A 17,830-nucleotide genomic window follows, 5' to 3' on the forward strand; every position below is an offset into this window, starting at 1 on the left:
AGCCGGAGGGAGCGTCGTCGATGGGTGAACCGGACCAGCCGAGCACGGCCCGCATGATCGACTTCTGGCTCGGCGGGGACCACCACTTCCCCGTCGACGTGGCCGCCGCGACCGCGTTCGAGCAGGCCTACGGGCCGTGCGCGCCGGTGTTCCGGGAGCTGCGGGCCTTCCTCGGTCGGGCGGTGCGGGCCATCGCCGGGCAGGGCGTCGACGGGTTCCTGGTCTTCGGCGCGGGAGTGCCCACGATGGACAACGTGCACGAGGTCGCCGCCGAGGCCACCGTGCTCTACACCGACGTCGACCCGGTCACCATCCGGCTGGGTCAGCGCATCCTCGCCGGCAGCGACCGGGCCGGCTACGGCTACGGTGACGCCACCGACATCGGCACCGTCGATCCGGCGCAGCTGCACCGCTTCGTCCCGGGCTGGGGCCGCCGGCCGGTCGGGGTGATCTTCCTCGGGCTGGCCGCGTTCCTCGACGACGACACCCTCGCCCGCACCCTCGACGAGCTGTACGCCGCCGCGGCGCCGGGCAGCATGCTCGCCGTGGACTTCGACACCGAGGAGCTGGCCGATCACCCGGAGGCGCTGGCGATGATGGGGCCGGCCTTCCATATGCGCGCGCCGGCCGCGTTCGCGCCACTGCTGGGTCGGTGGGCGCCGACCGCGGACGGCATCGTCCCGGTCAGCCGGTGGCGGCCGGACGGCACGCCGGCGCCGGTGCCCGACGCGTTCCACGGCGTGCTGGCCACTCGCGGCACCGACTGACCTCCGGCGACCGCGCCGACGGGCGGTCAGTGGGCGTCCGTATGATGCTTGCCCTGCAGCAAGCTTCTGGAGAGGACGACAATGGTGGACGCCCCGGACGTGGTGTCGCGCGCGCTGCGCGAGGCCCCGCCCGACCAGTTGGCCGAGGCCGCGGACCGGGCGATCCGCTCGACGCTGGGGGCGGTGCGCACCGACGTGTTCGTCGCCGACTACCGGATCAGCGGGCTCTGGCCGGTGCTGGATCCGGACCTGCCGGCGGCCGGGTTCCTGGCCTGTCACACAGTGGCGCAGCGCTGTTTCAGCAGCCAGCAACCGGTACGCGACGCCGTCGAGGAGGGCCCGTGCCGGCTCTACCTGCCGCTGACCGTGTGGGGCGAGCGGCTGGGTGTGCTGCTGATCGAGCTGCCGGCCGTACCGGGCCCGGCCGTCACCGGCGTCGCCACCGACATCGCCGGTGCCCTGGCGATGGCGATCCGGGCCGCGGACCGGGAGACCGACAGGTACCGCCGGGCCCGACGCCGCGAGCGGCTGACCATGGCCGCCGAGATGCAGTGGGACCTGTTGCCGGGGCGCAGCGTGGCGCACCCCGCGTTCCATCTGGCCGGCCAGCTCGAACCGGCGTACACCGTCGGTGGGGACCACTTCGACTGGTCGCTGGACAGTGACCGGCTCACCGTGACGGTGCTCAACGGCGAGGGCAGCGGCCTGGCCGCGTCGCTGCTGACAGCGGTCACAGTGAACGCGATGCGCAACGCGCGCCGCTCCGGCGGTGGCCTCGTGGAGCAGGCGGAACTGGCTTCGGACACGGTCTTCTACCAGCACCGGGGGCGCCGACACGTGGCCACCCTGCTGTTGGAGCTGGACACCGGCACCGGGCGGGTACGGGCGGTCGACGCCGGGTCGCCGCAGATGTTCCGGGTGCGGGGCGCGGCGGTCGAGCCGCTGAAACTGGAGCAGCAGCTGCCGCTGGGCATGTTCGCCGAGACTCGCTATGAGCTGCAGGAGTTCCAGCTCGCACCGGGTGACCGTGTCTTCGTGGTCAGCGACGGCGTGTGGGCCGCCGAGCCGGCGGGCCGGGAGCCGTACGGGCAGCGGGTGATGACCCGTTCCCTGCGCGCCACGCGGTTGCAGCCCGCGACCGAGGCGGTTGGTACGGTGATGCGCGAACTGCATGCCTACCACGTGGACTCCGATCTGCGCGACGATGCCGTCGTGGTCTGCCTGGACTGGCACGGTCCGCGCGATCGGGACGGCGGGTGAGAGTCGCCGCCGCAGCACCGGGCGGGCACCAGCGCGACGACGGCAGGGGACATCGGGTGGAGCGACCTGCGGATCTCGCCTCGGCGATCGACACTGCGGCCGAGACGCTGATCGCCGTGCTCGAGTCGGCCGCGTCGCGACACCAGGTGCCGCCCACCCAGTTGCGGGTCCTGACGCTGATCAGCAGCCGGACCGAGACCAACGTCAACCGGCTGGCGGAGCTGCTCGACGTCGTGCCCTCGTCCGCCAGCCGACTCTGTGACCGGCTGGAGGCGACCGGGCTGCTGCGCCGGGTGGCCGATCCACGGGACCGGCGCGAGGTGCGGTTGGTGCCGACCGCCGCCGCGCAGGCCCTGTTGCGGGAGTTGGCCGAACGGCGGCAGCACGCCGTACAGGCCGTTCTGGACCGGATGCCGCCGCGGGTGCAGCACGACCTGCTGCTGGCGTTGCTCGCGTTCGGGCGGGCGGCGACCCAGACGGTGCCGGACCAGCAGACCGACCCCGCGGTGCGCACCGCCTGACGCCGTACCCAACCCGTTCACTAGTATCCTAGGACGCCCTACGCGTGGTGACCCACGCCACAGTGCGGCACAGCCGCACCAAACACCGGGCGGCGGCACCCGGGGCGGGAGCGGGAGCCCGATATAGTGGCAGCGCACTCACCCGGCCCGCGATCGTCGAGATCGCGGGCCGCGTCAGGGAAGAGGTCCCGTCCGGGGCCGCAGGGGAGCCGGCGGTGGCCGGCCCGACAGCGCGTACGACCTCCGCCGCGCCCGACGTCGGCCGGGTGCCGGGGCGTGCCGCGGAGGAGGTTCGGTGTCGCGTCGGCCGGCTCGGGCAGAGCATCCGCGAGACACCGGTGACCAGACTCCCGGTGACCAGGTGCTCACCCTGCCCAACCTGATCAGCTTCGGGCGGTTGCTGGGCGTGCCGCTCTTCCTCTACCTGTTCCTGGTCGCCCGTGCGGACGTGGCGGCGATCGTCGTGCTGGCCATCGGTGGCACCACCGACTGGGTGGACGGCTGGATCGCCCGCCGGCTGCGCCAGGTGAGCCGGCTCGGGGAGCTGCTCGACCCGCTCGCCGACCGGCTCTACATCCTCGCCACGCTGCTCGCCTTCACCGCCCGGGAGGTGGTGCCGTGGCAGTTCACCGCGGCGCTGCTGGCGCGGGAGTTGCTGCTGCTCGGCTCGCTGGCGGTGCTGCGCCGCCACGGATACGGGCCGCCGCCCGTGCACTACGTGGGCAAGAGCGCCACGTTCCTGCTGCTCGCCGCGTTCCCGGTGCTGCTGCTGGCCACCGCGTCGACAGGTGTGGCGACGGCGGCCGCCGCGATCGGCTGGGGGCTCGCCTGGTGGGGGCTGGTGCTCTACTGGGTGGCCGGCGGAATGTACGTCGTGCAGGCGGCCCGGCTGGTGCGGGCGGCACGCGACCCGGGAGCGGCGGCGTGAGCGAGCGCGGCGAGCGGACCATCGAGCCCAGCAGCGCGGCGAAGCGGAGTGCTGGCGTGAGCGCCCCGCGGCCCGGGGGTAACCGGCCGGAGCGGGTGTACGCGCCGGACTTCCTCACCGAGCTGTTCCGCAACCCGCTCGACCCGGGGTACGCCGACGCGGCGGCCGCCAGGCGGTCGCGGTCGCCCGAGGCGCCGCAGGGGTGGCGGGCCTGGCCGGCTCGTTCGGTCAGCCTGGTCGTGGTGGTGGTGCTGGGTTTCCTCTTCGCGGTGGCGTACCGGCAGACGATGGCGGACGAGCCGGGGCGCAGCAAGGCACGCTCCGGGCTGGTGGCGCAGATCAAGGATCGGGTGAGCGAGACCGACCGGCTCTCGGTGCGCGCCGACGAGCTGCGCGAGGAGGTCAGTCGGCAGCGGGACGCGGCGTTGAGCGGTTCGGCCGCGGCGCAGTTGCGCAACCTGGAGGCGAGCACCGGGCTGGGACGGGTGCGCGGGGACGGCGTGGTGGTGCGGCTGGCCGACGCGCCGGGCAACCAGGACGCGGTGACCGGCGCGGGCGCCGGGCCGCCGCGGGTGCTCTACACCGACCTGCAGGGGGTGGCGAACGCGTTGTGGAGCGCGGGCGCGGAGGCGATCGCCATCAATGGGCAGCGGTTGACCTCGACGTCGACGATCCGGTTGGCGGGTGAGACGATCCTGGTGGACTTCCGGCCGGTGACCGGTCCGTACGAGGTGTCGGCGATCGGCCCGGGCTCGTTGGAGCGACGGTTCGAGGCCAGCCGGAGCGCGGCGCTGATGCGGGAGGTTTCGCAGAAGACCGGCATGTCGTTCGGGGTGCGGGAGGCGGAGGACCTCACCCTGCCGGCGGCTCCGGAGCCGCAGCTACGCTACGCCAAGCCGTCGGTCAGTCCGAGCCCTTCCGCGTCGGGTGTCCGTTCCGGCAGTCCCGGGCCGTCCGGCTCGGGGCCGACCTCTAGCCCCTCCGGAGGTGGCCGATGATCGCGGTGCTGGCGTTGCTCGCCGGTGTGGTGCTCGGCGTGTGGCTCGATCCGACCGTGCCGACGGCGTTGCAGCCGTACCTGCCGATCGCGGTGGTGGCCGCGTTGGACGCGGTGTTCGGTGGGGTGCGGGCGAAGCTGGATCGGATCTTCGACGACAAGCAGTTCGTGGTGTCGTTCATCTCGAACGTGCTGGTCGCTGGTCTGATCGTGTATCTCGGTGACCAGTTGGGGGTGGGCGGTCAGTTGTCCACCGGTGTGGTGGTCGTGCTGGGGGTGCGCATCTTCGGCAACGTGGCGGCGATCCGTCGGCACCTGTTCCGGGCGTAGGTTTGTCAGCGATGAGCGACGAGCAGACCGAGACGGGTACGGGGTGGCCGCAGCCGGCGGGTCCGGTGCGCCCGGGTGGGCCGGCCGGTGAGCCGGATCCGCGACCGGACGCGCCGGATCCGGACGAGTTGAGCCCGTTGGCGCCGCAGGGGCCGGCGGAGGGTGCGCCGGAGCCGCCGGATGAGGATTCGGCGGTGGCGTCGGTCGACGAGGGCGCTACGGCGGACCTGAGCGAGATGTCGGGGTCGGCTGAGGAGCCGGTGGCGTCGGCGAGGTCGCTGGCGTCGGGTCGGTTCCGGTGGAGCACGGCCGGGGTGATGATCGTGGCGCTGTTGGCGTTGCTGGGCTTCACGCTGGTGGTGCAGCTCAAGACCACGTCGACGGATCCGACGTTGGGGGCGACGCGGCAGGAGGACCTGGTGCGGATCCTGTCGGACCTGGATGCCCGGGAGAACCGGTTGCAGCAGGACATCCGGGCGTTGGAGGACAGCCAGCGGCAGTTGCGTTCGGGTGAGCAGGGGCGGCAGGCGGCGCTGGACGAGGCGACGCGGCGTGCGGACGAGTTGGGCATCTTGGCGGGGACGTTGCCGGCGACGGGGCCGGGCTTGACCGTGCGGTTCGACGCTGGCGGCGGTGAGCCGATCTCGGCGGACCAGGTGTTGGACGCGGTGCAGGAGCTACGGGGCGCGGGCGCGGAGGCGATGCAGATTTCCGGGAGTGATCGGGCGACGGCGCGGATCATCGCGTCGACCTACTTCCTGGATGGGGAGAACGGGTCGTTGGTGGTGGAGGGGCGTCGGTTGGCGGCGCCGTACACGATCACGGTGATCGGTGATCCGGCGACGATGCGTACGGCGTTGAACATTCCCGGTGGGGTGGTCGCGTCGGTCCAGCGTGACGGCGGTAACGTGACGGTTGAGGAGCGTGGGGTTGTCGAGATTTCGGCGCTGCACGCGCCGATCAAGCTGGAACACGCCCGTCCGGTCTCCTGACCGGCGCGGCCGCGCCGGGCCCGGGTGGTCCGGGGCACCGATGGATGAAGGACGCATCTGGTGATTCCCGAGGATCTGCGATACACCGCCGAGCACGAGTGGGTGGCGGGTGACGGCACCGGTTCGGTTCGGGTCGGCATCACGCACTTCGCGCAGGACGCGTTGGGTGACATCGTGTACGTGCAGCTGCCCGAGGCTGGTGCGGTGGTGGCGGCCGGTGACTCGTTGGGTGAGATCGAGTCGACCAAGAGCGTGTCGGAGATCTACGCCCCGGTGGCCGGTACGGTGGCGGCGCGCAACGAGGCGCTGGGGGACACGCCTGAGCTGATCAACACGGAGCCGTATGGTGCGGGTTGGTTGGTGGAGATCACCCCGAATGATCCGACCGCGGTGGACGGGTTGCTGACGGCGGGCGCGTACCGCAAGATCACCGAAGGCTGAGTGTGCTTGATCCGGTGCGTGGGATGTCTGCGCGCGTCCGGTTGCCCTGCATTTCGGCGCTGGCTAGGCTCGCCCAGTCGACCGAGAACCCAATAGTTGAGCGTTGCGGAATTGCCTTCCCGGGCACGGGGAGCCAGCCGCCGGGTGTTCAAGTGCCCGGCGGCCAGACCCGCCATTACCCGACGCCGACCGAACAGATCCGTGAGGTGGTCCCATGACGCGCCCAGACGACGAGTTCCCCCCGCTCGACGTCACTTCGACGCTCAATCTCGGTTCGCTCGACGAAGTGCTGGAGGGGCCGGACACCGATGTGGTGCCGAGCCGGATGTCCGGTTCGTTGCCGCCGGGTATGGCGCTGCTGGTGGTTCGTCGCGGCCCGAATGCGGGTGCCCGGTTCCTGTTGGACCACGATGTGACGACGAGTGGCCGGCACCCGGACAGTGACATCTTCCTCGACGACGTGACGGTGTCGCGGCGGCACGCGGAGTTCCACCGTGACGGTGGCACGTTCACGGTGCGGGACGTTGGCAGCCTCAACGGCACGTACGTGAATCGTGAGCGGGTCGAGGCGGCCACGTTGAGCAATGGTGACGAGGTTCAGATCGGTAAGTTCCGGGTGGTGTTCATCGCCGGTCCGCGCCCGGAGGAGGAGGCCGGCCGGGGGTGAACGAGCCTGCGGCCTCCACGCCACCCGGGGCGGCCCGGTCCCAGCCGCTGATGAGCATCGGTGAGGTGCTGGGGCAGTTGCGGGTGGATTTCCCGGACACGACGATTTCGAAGCTGCGGTTCCTCGAGGCCGAGGGGCTGGTCGAGCCGCAGCGGACGGCGGCGGGTTACCGGAAGTACAGCTGGGACGATGTGGCGCGGTTGCGGTTCGTGTTGACCGCGCAGCGGGACAAGTACCTGCCGTTGCGGGTGATCCGTGAGCAGTTGGCGGAGTGGGACTCGTCCGGTGAGCAGCCGGGGCGGTCGCGGCCGGCGTTGGTCGCGGTGGGCCCTGATGGTGCGGTGCCGGGTCGGGAGTCGGCGGAGCCGGCCGAGTCGTCGCAGGTGCGGCTCGGCCGGGCTGATCTGGTTGCGCGCAGTGGGATCGACGAGTCGACGTTGGCCGAGCTGGAGCGCCTGGGTGTGCTGGTGTCGGATCCGCCGGGGTGGTATGACGGCGATGCCTTGATCATCGCGTCGGCGGTGGCGGGTTTGGCGGCGTACGGGTTGGAGCCGCGGCATCTGCGGGGTTACCGGACGGCGGCGGACCGTGAGGTCGGGTTGTTCGCGCAGTTGGTGGCGCCGTTGGCGCGGCAGAGTGATCCGGCGGCGCGGGCGCGGGCGGCGGAGACGGCGCGGGAGTTGGTGGCGTTGTCGGAGCAGTTGCACGCCGCGTTGGTGCGGGTGGGATTGCGCTCGACGTTGGGTCGGTGAGGGGCCCGGCGGGTGGCGGCTGAGCGGAAAGATCTCTTCCGGGAAGCGTGCCGTAGGCTTGCCGGGGTAACCCCTTTCTGGCGCGGGCGTGGTGCTGTAGCGCATGGGACGGCCGTGTCGCGGTCCGTGTACCGTGCAGGGAAGGGCGCGGTGCGGCGTAGGTGACAACGACACGGAGGCGGCGGTGCGCGAGCTGAGCGTGGTCGGAGTTCGGGTGGAGCTGCCCAGCAACCAGCCGATCGTCCTGCTCAGGGAGGTCGAGGGCGACCGCTATCTGCCGATCTGGATCGGCGCGGTCGAGGCCACGGCTATCGCTTATGAGCAGCAGGGGGTCAAGCCGGCCCGACCGTTGACGCATGATCTTCTGCGGGACGTGTTGGCGGCGTTGCAGGCGCCTTTGCAGGCGGTGGAGATCACCGAGCTCAAGGAGAACGTCTTCTACGCGGATCTGTTGATCGGCGACGGGGTGCGGGTGTCGGCGCGGCCGAGCGATTCGATCGCGTTGGCGTTGCGGGTCGGTGCGCCGATTCGTTGTGCCGAGCAGGTCCTCAGCGAAGCGGGGATCGTCATCCCCGATGAGCAGGAGGACGAGGTGGAGAAGTTCCGCGAGTTCCTGGAGCAGGTGCGTCCGGAGGACTTCGCGGGCTGAGCCGGTCTGCCCGGTCTTTCGTGCGGCGTCACGGTGGGTGATCCTTGGCGCTCTGGTGATCTTTCTCGGTGGCTGCGCGGCGTGTCGCGTCGGTTCCTCCGTGGTAACCCCTGAGGGTGGCGATAGGGTTGCCGTGTCGAGGGGTGCGCGTCCCGGAAACGACGCGTCGCCACACTGACGGGGAGGTTGTCCGGATGCACGAGCCACGGGATCCTGATCCGGGTACGGAGTTGGACGAGCCGGGTGTGGCGTCGCCGGGTGTGGCGACTGAGGGTGACGGTTCGGTGGGCTACCGGGGTGTGACGGCGTGTCACGCGGTGGGCATCAGTTACCGGCAGTTGGATTACTGGGCGCGGACGGCGCTGGTGGTGCCGAGCGTGCGGGACGCCTCGGGTTCGGGGACGCAGCGGTTGTACTCGTTCCGTGACCTGGTGGTGTTGAAGGTCGTGAAGCGGTTGTTGGACGCGGGGGTGTCCCTGCAGAACATCCGCAAGGCGATCGAGGCGCTGCGGTCGCGTGGGGTGGAGGACCTGGCTGGCATCACGCTGATCTCCGATGGGACGACGGTGTACGAGTGCCGGTCCCCGGAGGAGGTGGTCGACCTGTTGCAGGGCGGCCAGGGCGTGTTCGGGATCGCGATCGGTGGGGCGTTCAAGGAGATCCAGGGTTCGTTGTCGCATCTGCCGGCTGAGCCGGCGACGAGCGGCCCGGTGGAGCCGGTGGTGGCGTCGGGGTCGGATCCGGTGGGCGACGAGTTGGCGGCGCGGCGGGCGCGGCGCCGGGCCGGCTGAGGGCTGGTTGGGCCGCCCGGGCTGTCGACTCGCCCGGTTTTCATGTTTATTTTTTTCGCTGCCGGTCGGTGACTGCGCGTCAGGTCGGTGGTTCCTCGCTGCCCGGTGGGCACCGTAGTGATCCACAGTGAGTGTCGGGGCGGTTGCCGACTGTGGACGGCGCTGTCGGCTGTGATGACGCTCTGTGGCGGATTGTTGTCGGGAATCCGATAGGGGGGCGCTCGCCGGACCGCGTCGACACGCTATGGTCGCCCACGGTCCCCGGTGTGGCGCCGTGGCATGACGATGTCGCTCCGGTGGTCCACTGCCCCTCCGCGCTGACCCCGCGCGACTGTCCATCCCGGAAGGAACGACCGTGACGGTTACCGAAGAAACCGCTCCCGCCTCGCACTACGACCGCATCGGCGGTGCCAGTTCGGTCAAGGCGGCCGTGGAGCTGTTCTACGACAAGGTGCTCGTCGACCCGGCGCTGGCGGGTTACTTCGCCGATGTGAACATGCCGGGTCAGCGGCGGCACCTGACGTTGATGTTGACCGCGGTGCTGGGCGGTCCGAACGAGTACGCCGGCCGCGGGTTGGCCGAGGCGCACCAGCCGCTGAACATTCCGGTGGAGCACTACGTCAAGGTGGGTGAGCACCTGATCGTGACGCTGACCGAGCTGGGTGTGCCGGCGGACATCCTGGCCGACGTGCAGACGGTGCTGGGGCAGGTGCAGGACCAGGTGGTGGCCGCCGGGAACCGTCCGGGCGTCTGACCGTGGACGCGGCTCGACTCAAGCAGAGTTGGTCCCTGGTCGCCGGGCACGGCGACCAGGTGCCGCTCTATTTCTATTCGACGTTGTTCCTGTCTCATCCCGAGACGCGGCAGATGTTCCCGACGAACATGGCCGGGCAGCGGGACCGGCTGGTGACCGCGCTCGGGCACATCGTGTCCAACGTGGACCAGGTGGATCATCTGATGGGTTTCCTGCGGGACCTCGGCGCGGACCACCGCAAGTTCGCGGTCCGCGCGGAGCACTACCCGGCGGTCGGTGAGGCGCTGCTGGCGACGTTGCAGCACTTCCTGGCCGAGCAGTGGACCGAGGAGTTGGCGCAGGACTGGGCGGCCGCGTACGGGCTGGTCGCGCAGGTGATGATGGAGGCCGCGCAGGCCGCGGAGACGGTGAATCCGCCGTGGTGGGTGGCGGAGATCGTCGCGCACGAGCGGCGGGCGTTCGACGTGGCGGTGCTGACGGTGCGCCCGCAGTACCTGCTGCCGTTCACTCCGGGTCAGTCGATCGGGGTGTCGCATCCGTCGGTGCGCTCGTGGCGGTACTACTCGCCGGCGAACGCGCCGCGCACGGACGGCACCCTGGAGTTGCACGTGCGGGCCGCGCCGGGTGGCGCGGTGTCCTCGCGGCTGGTGTACGGCTCGGCGGTGGGTGACGGCATCCACCTGGCGGCGCCGGTGGGGGATCGGCTGTCGTTGTGGGCGGCGGGTTCCAGTGACCTGCTGCTGCTGGCGGCGGGCACCGGCTGGGCGCCGGTGAAGGCGTTGGTGGAGCAGGTCGCCGCGGAGGGTTCCCGCCGGCGGGTGGACCTGTATGTGGGGGCCCGCTCCCGCAGCGAGTTCTACGACAGCGACGCGATCGACAAGTTGGCGTCGTCGTACCCGTGGTTGACGGTGACCTACGTGGTGGGTGCCGACCTGAACCGGTCGGGGGAGTTCGTGCACGCCGTGGACCGGGCGTTGGCCGACGGTGACTGGCGCTCCCGGCACGTGTACGTGTGCGGGTCGGACGAGATGGTTTCGCATGCGGTGCAGACGTTGGTCCGGGCGGGTTACCACTCGGATCAGGTGCACCACGAGGGCCTGGGCAAGCACTGGTACGGCCCGGCCTGGCGTACGGCGGTGGAGCAGTCGACCGCCGGTGACAATTCCGGAGGTGTTCGGTGAGCGCGACCCCGATCAGCCGGTACGACGGTGTGCAGATCGCCGGCGGTGTGCAGGTGCGGATGACCGCGGACCGGGTCCGGCGGTGGGAGTTCGGCACGGCGTCGTTCGGCCGGCGTGGTTATGACAACGCCGACGTGGACCGGTTCCGGGTGCAGGTCGCCGATGAGCTGGACCTGTTGGCGACGCAGGTCGCGCACCTGCGCGCGGAGAACGAGCGGCTCAACGACCGGGTGGAGCTGCACCGGCACGGTGTGATTCCGAGTACCGGCGCGGCGGCGAAAATGCCGGCGGCCAAGGAGGTGAATCTGCTCTCCGCGGCGCAACGGGAGGCGGAGCAGATCATCGCGCAGGCGCACGACTACGCGCGGCGGGTCGCCGAGTACGCCCGGGTGCAGTACGAGAGCTACATGCAGGCGGCCGCGGAGGAGGCGAAGCAGGAGGCCGAGCGGGCGGTGGCGGATTACCGCAGCTCGGCCGGGTCGAGCTTCGACGACACGGTGGCCACCCGGGAGGCGTTGCGGATCTTCGGCGAGATGATGGTGTCGCACATGCAGGCGGCGGCGCGGCATCTCGACGACGGCAGCGAGCAGTTGGCCCGCACCATGGACCGGATCGCGAAGGAGACGCCGGGGGCGCCGTTCGCGGTCGGCGCGGCGGGGCAGACGGCGCTGCCACGGCACCAGCAGCAGAGGTGACGCCCGGGTGGGGTCCGCCGCGCGGCGGACCCCACCCGGGCGGGCGTCGGTCGTGCCGCGGTCAGCTGAGGCGTTCGTCGAGGTGGAACGTTACCTGCGCGCCGGCCTCGTGAAGGCGCCGTCCTTCTCGATCGGCGCGGTGAAACGGTGGTCCAGTGCCTGCGCGGGCAGTGCTCTCCTCGCGTCGGTGCGGCGGTGGGCCCGCCGTCAGGGTGTGCCGGGTCGCGCTCCGGCGGTGATGGCGCGGACGGCGTCGGTGATCGGTGTCGGCCCGTTGACCAGTTCCAGGGTTTCACCGGCGGTGCGTGGTGCGTCGAGCAGCGCGACGAGCACCAGGGCGACGTCGGCGCGGGTGACCGCGCCCCGCCCGGCGTGTGCGGCGAGGGTGACGCGTCCGGTGGGTTCGTCGTCGGTGAGCCGGCCGGGTCGCAGCACCGTCCAGTCCAGGTCGCGGGCGCGCAGGTCGTCTTCGGCGGCCCGCTTGGCGCGCAGGTACGCCGCCCACACGTCGTCGGTGCCGGCGGCCGGTGGGTCGTCCACGCCCATGGAGGAGACCAGCAGGTAGCGGCGGACACCGGCGTGGGTGGCGGCGTCGGCGAGCAGCGCGGCGGCGGCCCGGTCGACGGTGTCCTTGCGGGCGGCGCCGCTGCCGGGGCCGGCGCCCGCGGCGAAGATCACCGCGTCGGCGCCGTCGAGGTGGGCGGCGAGGTCGGTGACGTCGGTGCGTTCCAGGTCGCAGACAATCGGGGTGGCGCCGGCGGCGCGCAGCGCGGCGGCCTGGTCGGGGTTGCGGATCAGGCCGACGGCGGTGTCGCCGCGCGCGGCGAGGGAACGCTCCAGCAGCAGGGCGATCTTGCCGTGACCTCCGGCGATGACAACACGCATGCGCCCAACCTACCGGCGGCGCGCGGCGGCTCGGGTCCCCTTGACCTTGACCTTCGGGCAACCCCCAGCCTGGTCTGTGCCGGTCGCCGTGACCGGCACGAGGAGGATGTCGACGTGGGGCTGCTGACCATCGGGGCGTTCGCCCAGGCGGCGAGACTGACGCCGAAGGCGTTGCGCCTGTATGACCAGGTGGGTGTCCTGCTGCCGGCCGCTGTCGATCCCGAGTCCGGATACCGGCTGTACGACCCGGCTCAGCTGCCGTTGGCCCGGCTGGTCGCGCAGCTCCGTCGCATCGGCATGCCACTGGCGCGGATCCGCGTCGTTTGTGCCCTGGAGCCCGCGGCGGCGGCTGAGGCGATCGCCGCGTACTGGCAGCAGGTGTCCGTGGACACCGCGGCTCGCGCCCGGCTCGCCACCATCCTCGTGGACCACCTGTCCGAAGGGGGTGCCACCATGTTCCAACCCGATCCCACCGTTGCCGTGCGCTACGCCACCGGTTGTGACACCGGGCTCGTGCGGGACAGCAACGAGGACGCCGCGTACGCCAGCGAGCGGTTGCTCGCCGTCGCTGACGGCATGCGAGGACCCGGCGGCGCTGCCGCCAGCGCTGCCGCCATCGACGCCCTCAAACCGTTGGAGCTCACCGACGCGCCGACCGCTGACCTGCTGACGATGCTCGCCGGTGCGGTCACCGACGCCGACCGCACCGTGCGCGCGCTGGCGAGCGGTGACCACCAGCCGGTCACCACGCTGACCGCGCTGCTGCGCAGCGGCTCCCAGCTGGCCCTGGTGCACGTCGGTGACACCCGGGCGTACCTCCTGCGCGACGGTGAGCTGTCCCTGCTGACCCAGGACCACACCTGGGTGCAGGCCCAGGTCGATCAGGGCAGGCTCGACCGCGACCAGGCCGCCGCGCATCCTCAGCGCGCTGTGCTGGTGCGTGCCCTCGGTGCCGGGCCGCAGGTCGAGGCGGATCTCGCGCTCCGCGCCGCCCTGACCGGTGATCGGTACCTGTTGTGCTCCGACGGGTTGTCCGCCGTCGTCGATCGTGCCGACCTGCGGTCGACGTTGAGTGCGGCGACCGATCCCGAGCACACGGTGCGGAGACTGATCGATCTGGCTCAGGCGCACGGGGCGCCGGACAACATCGCCTGCGTCATCGCCGACGTCGTCGCGGTGTAGTCGCCACCACAGGCGTGCGGGGGTTCGGCGGCGGCGGGTGCGTTGAGGCAGCATGGAGGGGTGACGGAGAGCCTGGACGTGTTGACCTCGCTGGTGGCCGGTGGTCAGGTGGTGGTGCTCAGCGGGGCCGGCCTGTCCACCGAGTCAGGTATTCCGGACTACCGGGGGCCCAGCGGGGTGGCCCGCCGCCACACGCCGATGACCTTCCAGGCGTTCACCCGCGATCCTGTCGCGCGGCGGCGCTACTGGGCGCGCAGCCACCTGGGGTGGCGGTTGATCGCCCGGGCGGCGCCGAACGCCGGGCACCGGGCGGTGGCGCGGCTGCAGCACGCCGGCCTGGTCGACGCGGTGATCACTCAGAACGTCGACGGGTTGCACGGCGCGGCGGGCAGCGATCCGGTGGTCGAGTTGCACGGCCGCCTGGACGAGGTGACCTGCCTGGACTGCGGCAACCTGACCTCCCGGGAGGAGGTGGACCGGCGGCTGCGCGAGGCCAACCCGGATTTCGTGGCCCGGGTCGCCGCGGTGAACCCGGACGGTGACGTGGATCTCCCGGATGAGCAGGTGGCCGCGTTCCGGCCGGTGGACTGCGGGATCTGCGGCACCGGGATGTTGAAACCGGACGTGGTGTTCTTCGGTGAGACGGTGCCGCCGCAGCGGGTGGCGCGCTGCTTCGCGCTGGTGGAGCAGGCTCGGGCGGTGCTGGTGCTCGGGTCGTCGTTGACGGTGATGTCGGGCCGCCGGTTCGTGATTCGGGCCGCGAAACGGGGCATTGCGGTGGCGATCGTCAACCAGGGGCCGACCCGGGGTGACGGGTACGCCACGGTGTGCGTCGACGCGCCGTTGGGGGCGCTGCTGCCGGCGCTGGCCGACCGGGTCACCGGCGGCGCGGCGGTGGCCACCGCGGCCGGGGTGTGACGGCCGCCCGGGGGTAGGACATCTGCCGGAAACACCGGCGCTGGTAGCGTTGACCATGCCGGTACCACCCACGTGGGAGAGACCGCCCGACAGCACCCGGGGCGGCGCCGAAGGGGCAAATCCTCCCCGGAACCTCTCAGGCAAAAGGACCTCGTGGGCAGGCACTGTGGAGCGCTGCGCGGCGCGACAGAGGGGGAGGCCGATCCGTCGACCTCGTCCCGGGAGTGCCCGCCATGACCGCAGAGCAGTTCGCCACCCGTCACATCGGTCCCGGCCCGGACGATGAGCGCCGGATGTTGGAGGTCGTCGGGCACGGCTCGATCGACGAGCTGATGGACGCCGCGATCCCCGAGGTGATCCGCTGGCACGGCACCCTGGACCTGCCGGACCCGGCCACGGAGGCCGAGACGATCGCCGAGCTGCGGGCCCTGGCGGCGCGCAACACCGTCGCCGTGTCGATGATCGGGCTGGGCTACCACGGCACGCACACCCCGGCGGTGATCCGCCGCAACGTACTGGAGGACCCGGCCTGGTACACGGCGTACACGCCGTACCAGCCGGAGATCAGCCAGGGCCGCCTCGAGGCGCTGCTGAACTTCCAGACCATGGTGACCGACCTGACCGGCCTGGCGACCGCGAACGCGTCGATGCTCGACGAGGGCACCGCCGCGGCGGAGGCGATGACCCTGGCGCGGCGCGCGTCGAAGAGCAGGAGCGCGGTGTACGTGGTCGACGCCGACGCGCTGCCGCAGACCATCGCGGTGATCACCAGCCGGGCCGAGCCGCTCGGCATCGACGTGCGGGTCCTCGACGTCGAGCGTGACGAGCTGCCGACGGAGTTCTTCGGCCTGCACCTGCAGTACCCGGGGGCGTCCGGCGCGGTCCGTGATCACGGGGCGCTGGTCGAGGCCGCGCACGCCGTCGGCGCCCTGGTCACCGTCGCGGCCGACCTGCTGGCGTTGACGCTGCTGCGCGCTCCGGGGGAGATCGGCGCGGACATCGCCGCCGGCACCACCCAGCGCTTCGGCGTACCCATGGCCTTCGGTGGGCCGCACGCCGGTTACCTGGCGGTGCGCTCGGGCCTGGAGCGGATGCTGCCGGGCCGGCTGGTCGGAGTGTCCCGCGACGCGGACGGCAACCCCGCCTACCGGCTGGCGTTGCAGACCCGCGAGCAGCACATCCGGCGGGAGAAGGCGACCAGCAACATCTGCACCGCGCAGGTGCTGCTCGCGGTGATGGCCGGCATGTACGCGGTCTACCACGGCCCGGACGGGCTGCGGAACATCGCGGAGCGTACCCACGCCATGGCGGCGCGGCTCGCGGCCGGGCTGCGCGCCGGTGGCGTGGACGTCGACGACGTCGCGTTCTTCGACACCGTCACCGCGACAGTGCCCGGGCGGGCCGGCGAGGTGGTGGCGGCCGCCGCCGCCGAGCGGGGCGTGAACCTGCGGCTGGTCGACGCCGACCGGGTGGGTGTGTCCTGCGACGAGACGACCACCGTCGCGCACCTGGCGGCGGTGTGGGCGGCGTTCGGTGTGCCCGCGTTCGACGGCGCCGTGGACGCGGCCCTGCCGGCCGATCTGGCCCGGACGACCGACTTCCTGACCCACCCGGTGTTCCGCAGCCACCACTCGGAGACGGCGATGCTGCGGTACCTGCGGCGGCTGTCGGACTTCGACTACGCCCTGGACCGGGGCATGATCCCGCTCGGGTCGTGCACGATGAAGCTCAACGCGACCACCGAGATGGAGCCGGTCAGCTGGGCGGAGTTCGCGCACATCCACCCGTTCGCCCCGGACGCGCAGACCGCCGGGTACCGGGAGATGATCGGTCAGCTGGAGTCGTGGCTGGCCGAGGTGACCGGCTACGACGCGGTCAGCGTGCAGCCCAACGCCGGCTCCCAGGGTGAGCTGGCCGGGCTGCTGGCCATCCGGGCCTGGCACCGCAGCCGCGGCGAGGCGCACCGCGACGTGTGCCTGATCCCGTCCTCGGCGCACGGCACCAACGCGGCGTCGGCGGTGATGGCCGGCATGCGGGTGGTCGTGGTGGCCTGCGACGACGACGGCAACGTCGACCTGGTCGACCTCGACGCGAAGATCGACAAGCACCGGGACGCGCTCGCCGCGATCATGGTGACGTACCCGTCGACGCACGGCGTGTACGAGACGGGCATCGCGTCGCTGTGCGCGAAGGTCCACGACGCCGGCGGGCAGGTGTACGTCGACGGGGCGAACCTCAACGCCCTGGTCGGGTTCGCCAAGCCGGGCAAGTTCGGCGCGGACGTGTCGCACCTGAACCTGCACAAGACGTTCTGCATCCCGCACGGCGGCGGCGGGCCCGGTGTGGGTCCGGTGGCGGTCCGGGCGCACCTGGCGCCGTTCCTGCCCGGTGACCCGCTGGGCGCGCACGTCGACGCGACGCCGGCGATCTCGGCGGCGAAGTACGGGTCGGCGGGCATCCTGCCGATCCCGTGGGCGTACCTGCGGATGATGGGCGCCGAGGGGCTGACCCGGGCGACCGGGGTCGCCGTGCTGGCGGCGAACTACGTGGCGGCGCGGCTGCGCGGGCACTTCCCGGTGCTGTACGCCGGCAACAAGGGCCTGGTGGCGCACGAGTGCATCCTGGACCTGCGGCCGCTGACGAAGGCGACAGGGGTGAGCGTGGACGACGTGGCGAAGCGGCTGATCGACTACGGGTTCCACGCGCCGACGATGTCGTTCCCGGTGGCCGGGACGCTGATGGTGGAGCCGACCGAGAGCGAGGACCTGGCCGAGCTGGACCGGTTCTGCGACGCGATGATCGCGATCCGCGCGGAGATCGACCAGGTCGGGTCGGGGCAGTGGCCGGCCGGGGACAACCCCCTGGCGAACGCGCCGCACACCGCGGCGATGGTCAGCGGTGACGAGTGGGCGCACCCGTACCCGCGGTCGGTTGGCGCGTACCCGGCCGGGGTGGACCGGGCCGGGAAGTACTGGCCGCCGGTGCGGCGCATCGACGGCGCGTACGGCGACCGGAACCTGGTCTGCTCGTGCCCGTCGCCGGAGGCCTTCGAGGACTGACGGCGGTATGCCGGGGCGGGCGGTGTGGCCGCCCCGGCAGCCGCGCCGACCTGGGCGGGGA

The 17,830-nt window shown here is 71.8% G+C and carries 19 protein-coding genes and 1 riboswitch; of the genes, 18 read left to right on the plus strand and 1 reads right to left on the minus strand.

The window, feature by feature from the left end; genetic code table 11:
• Positions 1 to 20: 20 nt before the first annotated feature.
• The 15 genes from GA0070607_RS28085 (at position 21) to GA0070607_RS28155 (ending at position 11,725) form a co-directional block, all read left to right on the plus strand.
• Positions 21 to 767, plus strand: coding sequence for an SAM-dependent methyltransferase (locus GA0070607_RS28085; RefSeq protein WP_089022157.1), 747 nt, complete (start codon positions 21 to 23; stop codon positions 765 to 767).
• 81 nt (positions 768 to 848) lie between these two features.
• Entirely contained in the window at positions 849 to 2,027 is a 1,179-nt protein-coding gene (locus tag GA0070607_RS28090; protein ID WP_089020875.1) for a PP2C family protein-serine/threonine phosphatase, read from the plus strand.
• A 56-nt stretch (positions 2,028 to 2,083) separates the two neighbouring features.
• A complete protein-coding gene (locus GA0070607_RS28095) occupies positions 2,084 to 2,548 on the plus strand; it encodes a MarR family winged helix-turn-helix transcriptional regulator (protein WP_089020876.1) in 465 nt (154 codons plus the stop codon).
• Positions 2,549 to 2,843: 295 nt separating this feature from the next.
• Positions 2,844 to 3,476 carry a CDP-alcohol phosphatidyltransferase family protein gene (locus tag GA0070607_RS28100; protein ID WP_089020877.1) on the plus strand — a complete coding sequence of 211 codons (633 nt, stop codon included), beginning with the start codon at positions 2,844 to 2,846 and terminating at the stop codon, positions 3,474 to 3,476.
• Positions 3,477 to 3,532: 56 nt separating this feature from the next.
• Entirely contained in the window at positions 3,533 to 4,474 is a 942-nt protein-coding gene (locus tag GA0070607_RS28105; protein WP_089022158.1) for a DUF881 domain-containing protein, read from the plus strand.
• Positions 4,471 to 4,803, plus strand: coding sequence for a small basic family protein (locus GA0070607_RS28110; protein ID WP_089000302.1), 333 nt, complete (start codon positions 4,471 to 4,473; stop codon positions 4,801 to 4,803). Before GA0070607_RS28105 ends, GA0070607_RS28110 begins: the two co-directional genes overlap by 4 nt.
• Positions 4,804 to 4,814: 11 nt before the next feature.
• Positions 4,815 to 5,795 carry a DUF881 domain-containing protein gene (locus GA0070607_RS28115; RefSeq protein ID WP_089020878.1) on the plus strand — a complete coding sequence of 327 codons (981 nt, stop codon included), beginning with the start codon at positions 4,815 to 4,817 and terminating at the stop codon, positions 5,793 to 5,795.
• A gap of 60 nt (positions 5,796 to 5,855) precedes the next feature.
• Entirely contained in the window at positions 5,856 to 6,236 is a 381-nt protein-coding gene (gene gcvH, locus GA0070607_RS28120) for a glycine cleavage system protein GcvH (protein WP_089020879.1), read from the plus strand.
• A gap of 214 nt (positions 6,237 to 6,450) precedes the next feature.
• The gene (gene odhI / locus GA0070607_RS28125; RefSeq protein ID WP_007071101.1) at positions 6,451 to 6,903 is read left to right on the plus strand and encodes an oxoglutarate dehydrogenase inhibitor Odhl; all 453 of its coding nucleotides are present in this window, start codon (positions 6,451 to 6,453) and stop codon (positions 6,901 to 6,903) included.
• A 50-nt stretch (positions 6,904 to 6,953) separates the two neighbouring features.
• Positions 6,954 to 7,655: a transcriptional regulator FtsR gene (gene ftsR, locus GA0070607_RS28130; RefSeq protein WP_172899233.1), complete on the plus strand. Its 702-nt coding sequence runs from the start codon at positions 6,954 to 6,956 to the stop codon at positions 7,653 to 7,655.
• Between the two features lie 184 nt (positions 7,656 to 7,839).
• Positions 7,840 to 8,304 (plus strand): bifunctional nuclease family protein, encoded by a 465-nt coding sequence (locus GA0070607_RS28135; RefSeq protein ID WP_007460347.1) that lies wholly within the window; start codon positions 7,840 to 7,842, stop codon positions 8,302 to 8,304.
• Positions 8,305 to 8,498: 194 nt separating this feature from the next.
• Positions 8,499 to 9,095 (plus strand): MerR family transcriptional regulator, encoded by a 597-nt coding sequence (locus GA0070607_RS28140; RefSeq protein ID WP_089020880.1) that lies wholly within the window; start codon positions 8,499 to 8,501, stop codon positions 9,093 to 9,095.
• A gap of 355 nt (positions 9,096 to 9,450) precedes the next feature.
• Positions 9,451 to 9,849, plus strand: coding sequence for a group I truncated hemoglobin (locus GA0070607_RS28145; protein WP_089020881.1), 399 nt, complete (start codon positions 9,451 to 9,453; stop codon positions 9,847 to 9,849).
• A gap of 2 nt (positions 9,850 to 9,851) precedes the next feature.
• Positions 9,852 to 11,030: a globin domain-containing protein gene (locus GA0070607_RS28150; protein WP_089020882.1), complete on the plus strand. Its 1,179-nt coding sequence runs from the start codon at positions 9,852 to 9,854 to the stop codon at positions 11,028 to 11,030.
• Complete coding sequence (locus GA0070607_RS28155; RefSeq protein ID WP_089020883.1) at positions 11,027 to 11,725, plus strand: DivIVA domain-containing protein; 699 nt, start codon at positions 11,027 to 11,029, stop codon at positions 11,723 to 11,725. The genes GA0070607_RS28150 and GA0070607_RS28155 overlap by 4 nt, the downstream gene beginning before the upstream one ends.
• 207 nt (positions 11,726 to 11,932) lie before the next feature.
• Here GA0070607_RS28155 and GA0070607_RS28160 read toward each other — a convergent pair whose 3' ends face one another.
• The gene (locus GA0070607_RS28160; RefSeq protein WP_089020884.1) at positions 11,933 to 12,610 is read right to left on the minus strand and encodes an NAD(P)H-binding protein; all 678 of its coding nucleotides are present in this window, start codon (positions 12,608 to 12,610) and stop codon (positions 11,933 to 11,935) included.
• A gap of 114 nt (positions 12,611 to 12,724) precedes the next feature.
• Here GA0070607_RS28160 and GA0070607_RS28165 point away from each other — a divergent pair, with 114 nt between their 5' ends.
• The 3 genes from GA0070607_RS28165 to gcvP all read left to right on the plus strand — a co-directional run bounded on the left by GA0070607_RS28165 (position 12,725) and on the right by gcvP (position 17,769).
• On the plus strand, positions 12,725 to 13,792 hold the full coding sequence (locus GA0070607_RS28165) for a MerR family transcriptional regulator (protein WP_089020885.1): 1,068 nt from the start codon (positions 12,725 to 12,727) through the stop codon (positions 13,790 to 13,792).
• A gap of 60 nt (positions 13,793 to 13,852) precedes the next feature.
• Entirely contained in the window at positions 13,853 to 14,710 is an 858-nt protein-coding gene (locus GA0070607_RS28170) for an NAD-dependent protein deacetylase (RefSeq protein WP_089020886.1), read from the plus strand.
• Positions 14,711 to 14,773: 63 nt separating this feature from the next.
• Positions 14,774 to 14,872: riboswitch (glycine riboswitch) on the plus strand.
• A gap of 71 nt (positions 14,873 to 14,943) precedes the next feature.
• Positions 14,944 to 17,769, plus strand: a complete 2,826-nt coding sequence (gene gcvP, locus GA0070607_RS28175; protein ID WP_089020887.1) for an aminomethyl-transferring glycine dehydrogenase — start codon at positions 14,944 to 14,946, stop codon at positions 17,767 to 17,769.
• Positions 17,770 to 17,830: the final 61 nt, after the last annotated feature.

It is taken from the genome of Micromonospora coriariae, from assembly GCF_900091455.1.
In the GTDB taxonomy this organism is placed as follows: Bacteria; Actinomycetota; Actinomycetes; order Mycobacteriales; family Micromonosporaceae; genus Micromonospora; species Micromonospora coriariae.

What these genes read in the sequence shown, in the direction of transcription:
- GA0070607_RS28085 (WP_089022157.1), top strand. Translation starts at nt 21, where the DNA reads ATGGGTGAACCGGACCAGCCGAGCACGGCCCGCATGATCGACTTCTGG.
- GA0070607_RS28090 (WP_089020875.1), top strand. Translation starts at nt 849, where the DNA reads ATGGTGGACGCCCCGGACGTGGTGTCGCGCGCGCTGCGCGAGGCCCCG.
- GA0070607_RS28110 (WP_089000302.1), top strand. Translation starts at nt 4,471, where the DNA reads ATGATCGCGGTGCTGGCGTTGCTCGCCGGTGTGGTGCTCGGCGTGTGG.
- GA0070607_RS28115 (WP_089020878.1), top strand. Translation starts at nt 4,815, where the DNA reads ATGAGCGACGAGCAGACCGAGACGGGTACGGGGTGGCCGCAGCCGGCG.
- odhI (WP_007071101.1), top strand. Translation starts at nt 6,451, where the DNA reads ATGACGCGCCCAGACGACGAGTTCCCCCCGCTCGACGTCACTTCGACG.
- ftsR (WP_172899233.1), top strand. Translation starts at nt 6,954, where the DNA reads ATGAGCATCGGTGAGGTGCTGGGGCAGTTGCGGGTGGATTTCCCGGAC.
- GA0070607_RS28140 (WP_089020880.1), top strand. Translation starts at nt 8,499, where the DNA reads ATGCACGAGCCACGGGATCCTGATCCGGGTACGGAGTTGGACGAGCCG.
- GA0070607_RS28160 (WP_089020884.1), bottom strand. Translation starts at nt 12,610, where the DNA reads ATGCGTGTTGTCATCGCCGGAGGTCACGGCAAGATCGCCCTGCTGCTG.
- gcvP (WP_089020887.1), top strand. Translation starts at nt 14,944, where the DNA reads ATGACCGCAGAGCAGTTCGCCACCCGTCACATCGGTCCCGGCCCGGAC.